7 protein-coding genes are annotated in these 6,823 nt (G+C 68.7%); 5 read left to right on the top strand and 2 right to left on the bottom strand.

Annotated features, from left to right (window positions below; all coding sequences use genetic code 11):
• Positions 1-13: 13 nt before the first annotated feature.
• Positions 14-538, bottom strand: a complete 525-nt coding sequence (locus I8N67_RS40550; RefSeq protein WP_200309321.1) for an RICIN domain-containing protein — start codon at positions 536-538, stop codon at positions 14-16.
• Positions 539-800: 262 nt separating this feature from the next.
• Between I8N67_RS40550 and I8N67_RS40545 the strand changes: the two genes are divergently transcribed.
• The 4 genes from I8N67_RS40545 (at position 801) to I8N67_RS40530 (ending at position 3,936) form a co-directional block, all read left to right on the top strand.
• The gene (locus I8N67_RS40545) at positions 801-1,292 is read left to right on the top strand and encodes a DUF3515 family protein (protein WP_200309320.1); all 492 of its coding nucleotides are present in this window, start codon (positions 801-803) and stop codon (positions 1,290-1,292) included.
• Between the two features lie 108 nt (positions 1,293-1,400).
• Positions 1,401-1,991, top strand: a complete 591-nt coding sequence (locus I8N67_RS40540) for a TlpA family protein disulfide reductase (RefSeq protein WP_307835521.1) — start codon at positions 1,401-1,403, stop codon at positions 1,989-1,991.
• 135 nt (positions 1,992-2,126) lie between these two features.
• Positions 2,127-3,308 (top strand): hypothetical protein, encoded by a 1,182-nt coding sequence (locus I8N67_RS40535; protein ID WP_200309318.1) that lies wholly within the window; start codon positions 2,127-2,129, stop codon positions 3,306-3,308.
• Between the two features lie 163 nt (positions 3,309-3,471).
• On the top strand, positions 3,472-3,936 hold the full coding sequence (locus I8N67_RS40530) for a hypothetical protein (protein ID WP_200309317.1): 465 nt from the start codon (positions 3,472-3,474) through the stop codon (positions 3,934-3,936).
• Between the two features lie 103 nt (positions 3,937-4,039).
• Here the strand turns inward: I8N67_RS40530 and I8N67_RS40525 are convergent, their stop codons facing one another.
• On the bottom strand, positions 4,040-5,197 hold the full coding sequence (locus I8N67_RS40525; RefSeq protein WP_200309316.1) for an acyl-CoA dehydrogenase: 1,158 nt from the start codon (positions 5,195-5,197) through the stop codon (positions 4,040-4,042).
• A gap of 193 nt (positions 5,198-5,390) precedes the next feature.
• Here I8N67_RS40525 and I8N67_RS40520 point away from each other — a divergent pair, with 193 nt between their 5' ends.
• A complete protein-coding gene (locus I8N67_RS40520) occupies positions 5,391-6,734 on the top strand; it encodes a UDP-glucose dehydrogenase family protein (RefSeq protein WP_200309315.1) in 1,344 nt (447 codons plus the stop codon).
• Positions 6,735-6,823 lie beyond the last annotated feature (89 nt).

Genomic DNA, 6,823 nt, shown 5'->3' with positions numbered 1-6,823 from the left:
TACGGAGGGTTCCTCAGTCGGTGCCCCACTCCTGCTTCGCGCGCTTGCTGTCGCTGTCGCCCATCGTGGTGATCGTCAGATTCAGACCGGACTTGTTCTTCTCGGCCGTGATCACCTTGTTCCCGGCGTACCGGCTGATGATCAGACTGCCGCCCAGACCCCACTGCTGCTTCTTGTCCGAGGTCTTACAGGTCCGCTGGGTGACGACCGTGCCGTTCGTCTTCTTGGAGACGCCCAGGCATTTACCCGACTTCGTGTTCTTGACGGTGTAGAACTCGCTGGAGCTGCTGATGCGCTTGAGCGTCCACTTCTGCGTGGTGTCACCGCCGCACTTGGCGATCTTGGCCGGGGCGCCGTTGTTCTTCTTGCCGGCCATGGTCATACAGATGTCCTTGCCGCCGATGTTGCCCCACACCTTCACCAGGCGCACGTTGTTGTAGGCCTGCGCACCGGTCTCCGCGGCGTTCGCGGTCACCGGCGAACCCGCGGTCACGGCCGCCGCGACGACACCCGTGATGGCCAGAGCCCTGACACTCATCCGCATGTGAACCATCCATCCCTTGGGAAACAGCAGGATTAGGGGAGTTGGGCGCGAGGCGCGGAGGGTGAACCGTCCCCCGACGGCAACTCGCGGCTCGAACATAGGCCGTCGGCACGTCTGTTCACCATGTCTCTTGGGGAGGGGCCCCGAAGGACACCTCCTCCAAGGACACCTCCCCCGAGAGCACCTCCCCGAAGGGCAAGTGAGCCGCCACGGGCGGCCCTGAGGGACGTCCACACCCACCCCGTACGATCCCGTCATGTCCCGCAGCAGCCGAATCGCCGGCCTGACCATCGGCGCCATCGCACTCGCCACCACCGCGGTGATCACCGTGCGCCTGCTCTCCGAACCCTCCTTCAGCTTCGCCGCCGCGCCCATGGCCGACGATCCGGCCTGCGCCCGGATCAGCGAGCACTACCCCGACCGGCTGGCCGGGCTGGACCGGGCGGACACCAGCACCGAGGGCGCCGCGGTGTGGGGTGACGGAGCCGTCGTCGCCCGCTGTGGCTTCCCCAGGCTCAAGGCCACCGAGGACGCGTGTGCCCAGGTCGACGGCGTCGACTGGGTGTGGCGCACGAGCAAGGACAGGGACGGCCGGGAAGTACTGATGACCTACGGCCGCGAACCGTCCGTCGAGGTTCAGCTGACCGACGGTCAGGCAGCGCCCGACTCCGTCCTGGTCGGCCTCTCCGCCGTCGTGAAATCCATCAGGCAGAGCAACGAGTGCCTTTCCCTCGCGGACGTCCCGTAGGGCCTGTCGCGAGGTCCCGGACGATCCCGCCCACTCATGAGTTCGCCTGCGTCGCAGCCGCCTAAGCTGTACGGACGCGGGTTCGGGTCAAGGGAGTTGGGGTACAGCGTGGCGACGACGAAGGCGACCTCCCGAGTGGTCGTGTACGCGGTCTCGGCCTGCCTCGCGCTGTCCGGCTGTGCGACGACCGAACCGCTGTCGCTGTCGGACCCGGAGCAGTCGCAGGCGTCACCGTTCAAGAGCTTCCCGGTGGCCGACCGGGCCGATGCCCCCGACTTCGCAGGCACGACCGTCGACGGCGAGCCGGTGCGCCTGTCCGACTACCGCGGCAAGGTCGTCGTCGTGAACGCCTGGGCCTCCACCTGCGCCCCCTGCCGCAAGGAGTCACCCGCCCTGGAGCGGACGCAGCGCAAGTTGGCCGACCAGGGCCTTCAGGTACTGGGCGTCACCAGCGACACCGACCGGAAGCTCGGCCTCGACTTCCAGCGGGAGCTCGGCCTCACCTATCCGAGCCTGCACGACCCGGACGGCAAGCAGTTCCTGAAGCTGCCGCCCGGCATGGTGAACCCGCAGATCCTTCCTTTCACCCTGTTCATCGACCGCGAGGGCAGGATCGCCGGAGCTCTGCAGAGCACCGTGACCGAGAAGGAAGTGTCCGGCATCGTCGCGCCGATACTGAAGGAGCCGGAGGAGAAGTAGCGGCGAGGCCACGGCCGTCGGCCGACACCGCCCTTTCGTTCACCTCCCCAACGGGCAATAGCGACAAAGCGCAGCTCGCAACTACGTTCGGTTTCTCAAGCACCCGAACAATGGAGAGCACCGTTGCGTAACGCCATGCCCATATCCCGCCTGGCCGCCGTCTCGGTCCTGCCGCTCGCCCTGCTCGGCGCGACGGTCACCACCGCGTCCGGCACCGCCGCCGCCGAGCCCGCCGCCTCGAAGGCCGCCGCAGTGAAGGCCGCCTTCGGCCTGGAGACGACCTCCTACCGGGACGTGACCGGCACGGCCGCGCCGGCCGCGACCGCGAAGACCGAGGGCTTCAGTGTGCGCACCGCGCCGTCGGGACAGACCGCCGTCGTGGACAGCTCCATGGCGTCCGAGGGGGCCATCAGCGCCGCGAACCCCCGCTTCGTGGATCTGGCGTGGAAGTCGTACTCCGCCAAGGCCCGCTACACCGTGGTCCGCGGCGACACCGTGCTCGCCGAGTTGCCGGCCGGATCGACAGGCTTCCGCGACACCACGGTGGCGCCGGGCGCGAAGTACCAGTACCAGATCGTGCCGCAGCTGGTCGGCGACACCGCACAGGCCCGCACCTTCGGTCTGCAGGTGACCGTGCCCGCTCCCAAGAAGGGCCAGTCGGACCTCACGGCGATGCGCACCACGGCCACGGCGCGGGCGGAGGCCGCCGCGGCGGCGACCACCACGACCCTGACGTGGGAGACGTTCATCGCGCAGAAGCGGCTGGATGCCCCGCTGATGGCCGGAAAGGCCGTGTGCACCTACGGCAAGGGCTACGCCTTCGGTGGCGACAACCGCGGCTTCAACTGGCGCAGTTCCAGCTATCGCACGGCCGCCAACGCGGTGATCACCTGGAAGAGCAAGAAGGTCCAGGGGCACACAAGCGTCGGCGCCACGCACGTGTACAACAAGAAGACCGGCAAGGTCGTGGCCAAGCGGACCGCGTCCGGCAGCAAGATGCAGGTCCGCAAGCTCGGCAGCGGCTCGGGTTACGTGGACATCCGCATGGTGACGCACGCCACCAACCCGTTCTGCAGCAAGAAACTGCCCAACGCGATCGACGGCGCCCTGCAGTTCAAGATCCGCTCGAACGGCAACTGGGAGATCCGCTCCGGAAACCACCGGAAGATGCCCAGCCACTACATCTACATCTACAACGGCGGCCGGGTGACCGACGTGTACAAGCGCAAGGCCGCCAGCCCCTGGTGCCTGTCCGGGTCGGGCCCGGCCGGATGCCAGCTGGCCAACCTGACCGGTTACACGGGCCGCTACAAGTAGGAAACCCCCGGCTCACACCCACGGCGGCTCCCACGCACCTCGCGGGGGCCGCCACCGCCGTAGCAAGCCCCGACGCCTGCGATCCGCGGCGGAAGGGGGACACTGTCCCTGCAAGCGGACCGCCGCGCGGTGGTCCATCGGCCCACCAACGGGAGAGCGTGACATGACTGTCACCTGGCGCAGCGCTGTCTCCTACGCGCTGATCGTCGCCATCGGATCCTGGCTGACCGGAGCTGTGGTCGACCTCGCCTGGTCAGTGGCCGCGGACAACGTCGGGTCCTGGGTGTCGTTCTGGGCGGCGAACCCCGTGTCCTACGTCTTCCTGGCCGTGACCACGCTCGCCCTGACCCTGACGCGCCGCTTCACCGCCCCCATGCCGGTCTGGCGCCTCCCGCTGCTCGACGGAGGCGTCTACCTGCTGGTTCTGCTGCTGTGGGGCGGCCTCTCCGCGTGGCGGGACGGCGCCGCCGTGCCGGTCGACGACGCCTTCGTCACGGCGGGCTTCGCACTGCTCACCCTTCAGTTGCCGTCCGCGTGGCTGCTGATCCTCTGGCGCGCCCGGCATCTCCGCGTCGTCCTCCGCCAGGACGACGACGGCACGACGGCCGCCCGGGTGGCCGGACAGTGACTGTCCAGGAGGCGGCGGAGGCCGCCTGATCCCCGTACGGCAACAGCCCCCGGCAGCACGCCGGGGGCTGTGTCGTTCGTGCCCCGCTACTGTCCGTGCCCCGCTAGGGAAGGTTCCTCGCCATGACGATCCGCTGGACCTGGTTCGTGCCTTCATAAATTTGCGTGATCTTCGCGTCGCGCATCATGCGCTCGACCGGGTAGTCGCGGGTGTAGCCGTAGCCGCCGAGGAGCTGGACGGCGTCCGTGGTGACCTCCATGGCGACGTCGGAGGCGAAGCACTTGGCGGCGGCGCCCTGGAAGGTGAGGTCCTTGTCGCCGCGTTCGGACTTCGCCGCCGCCTGGTACGTCAGGGCGCGGGCGGCCTCGACCTTCATGGCCATGTCGGCGAGCATGAACTGGATGCCCTGGAAGTCGCCGATCGGCTTGCCGAACTGCTTGCGCTCCTGGACGTAGCCCTTGGCGTAGTCGAGGGCGCCCTGGGCGACGCCGAGGGCCTGGGCGGCGATGGTGATGCGGGTGTGGTCCAGGGTCTGCATCGCCGTGGCGAAGCCGGTGCCCTCCTCGCCGATCATGCGGTCGGCGGGGATGCGGACGTTGTCGAGGTAGACCTCGCGGGTCGGGGAGCCCTTGATGCCGAGCTTCTTCTCCGGGGCGCCGAAGGAGACGCCTTCGTCGGACTTCTCGACAACGAAGGCGGAGATGCCCTTCGAACGCTTCTCCGGGTCCGTGACCGCCATGACCGTGTAGTAGTCACTCACGCCCGCGTTGGTGATCCAGCGCTTCACACCGTTGAGGATGAAGTGGTCGCCGTCGCGGACCGCACGGGTCTTCATACCGGCCGCGTCGGAGCCGGCGTCCGGCTCGGAGAGGCAGTACGAGAACATCGCGTCGCCCTTGGCGAGCGGGCCCAGGTACTTCTTCTTCAGGTCCTCGGAGCCGGAGAGGATCACCGGGAGCGAGCCGAGCTTGTTGACGGCCGGGATGAGGGAGGAGGAGACGCAGGCGCGGGCGACCTCCTCGATCACGATGACCGTGGCGAGCGCGTCGGCGCCGGCGCCGCCGTACTCCTCGGGGACGTGCACGGCGTGCAGGTCGTTGGCGACGAGCGCGTCGAGCGCCTCCTGCGGGAAGCGGGCCTCCTCGTCCACGGCGGCCGCATGGGGAGCGATCTTCGCCTCGGCGAGCGCACGGATCGCGTCGCGGAGCATGTCGTGCTCCTCGGACGGGCGGTACAGGTCGAAATCAGCCGATCCGGCCAAGGTCTCTCACGCTCCCGATGCTAACTACCGTTAAGTAACACTGATTTTAGAGGCCCGCGCCCGCGACAGAGACGTGAGCTTGGCGACAGAGGGAAACTGCCCGGTGAAGGGCTCGAACACGCCCCGACTATGCTCAGGCAGCGCACAACCAGAGCATCTTTGACCTCACGGCCGGACATCCCAGGAGCACTCCATGGCCCTCAAGATCACTGTGATCGGCACCGGCTACCTAGGCGCGACACATGCCGCGGCCATGGCCGAGCTGGGGTTCGAGGTGCTCGGGCTGGATGTCGTCGAGGAGAAGATCGACATGCTCCGGCGGGGCGAGGTCCCGATGTACGAGCCGGGCCTCGAGGAGCTGCTGCGCAAGCATGTCGCCGGGATCGAGGGGTCCAGCGGGCGGCTGCGCTTCACGACCGACTACGCCGAGGTCGCGGCCTTCGGTGACATCCACTTCGTCTGCGTGAACACTCCGCAGCGGCACGGCGAGTACGCCTGCGACATGTCGTACGTGGACGCGGCCTTCGCCTCGCTCGCCCCGCATCTGACGGGCCCGGCCCTCGTCGTCGGCAAGTCGACCGTGCCCGTCGGGTCCGCCGACCGGCTGGCCGCCTATGTCGCCGAGCACGCGCCCGCCGGGGCGGACGTCGAAATGGCCTGGAACCCGGAGTTCCTGCGTGAGGGCTTCGCCGTGAACGACACGCTGCACCCCGACCGCATCGTGGTGGGCGTGCGCAGCGAGCGCGCCGAGAAGCTGCTGCGGGAGGTGTACGCGACGCCGGTCGGCGAGGGCTCGCCCTTCATCGTCACCGACTTCCCGACCGCCGAGCTGGTGAAGACCTCCGCGAACTCCTTTCTCGCCACCAAGATCTCCTTCATCAACGCCATGGCCGAGGTGTGCGAGGCCGCCGGGGGCGATGTCGCCAAGCTGGCGGAGGCCATCGGGTACGACGACCGGATCGGCAAGAAGTTCCTGCGGGCCGGCATCGGGTTCGGCGGCGGGTGTCTGCCGAAGGACATCCGGGCGTTCATGGCGCGCGCCGGTGAGCTGGGCGCCGACCAGGCCCTGACCTTCCTGCGCGAGATCGACTCCATCAACATGCGCCAGCGTGGGCAGATGGTGGAGCTGGCCCGGCAGGCGCTGGGCGGCGGGTCCTTCCTGGGCAAGCGGGTCGCCGTGCTCGGCGCCACCTTCAAGCCCGACTCCGACGACGTACGCGACTCGCCCGCCCTCAACGTGGCCGGGCAGATCCACCTCCAGGGCGGCCAGGTCACCGTCTACGACCCCAAGGGCATGGACAACGCCCGGCGGCTCTTCCCGACGCTCGGGTACGCCGACTCCACGATCAAGGCCGTGAGCGGCGCCGACATCGTGCTGCACCTCACCGAGTGGCGCGAGTTCCGTGAGCTGGACCCGGCGGCGCTGGGCGAGGTGGCGTCGACGCGGCTCGTGCTGGACGGGCGCAACGCGCTGGATCCCGAGCTCTGGCGCCGGGCGGGGTGGACGTACCGGGCGATGGGGCGGCCGACCGCCTGACGCGGTTTTAGGGCCCTCCCTTCCCCCCTCCCCTTCTCCTTCCCCTTCTCCTTCCCCTTCTCCTTCTCCTTCTCCTTCTCCTTCTCCTT

This window comes from Streptomyces adelaidensis (genome assembly GCF_016598475.1).
GTDB classification, from domain to species: Bacteria; Actinomycetota; Actinomycetes; order Streptomycetales; family Streptomycetaceae; genus Streptomyces; species Streptomyces adelaidensis.
Note: the sequence above shows the minus strand (reverse complement) of the source record. Positions and strands in the feature narration are given on the sequence as shown.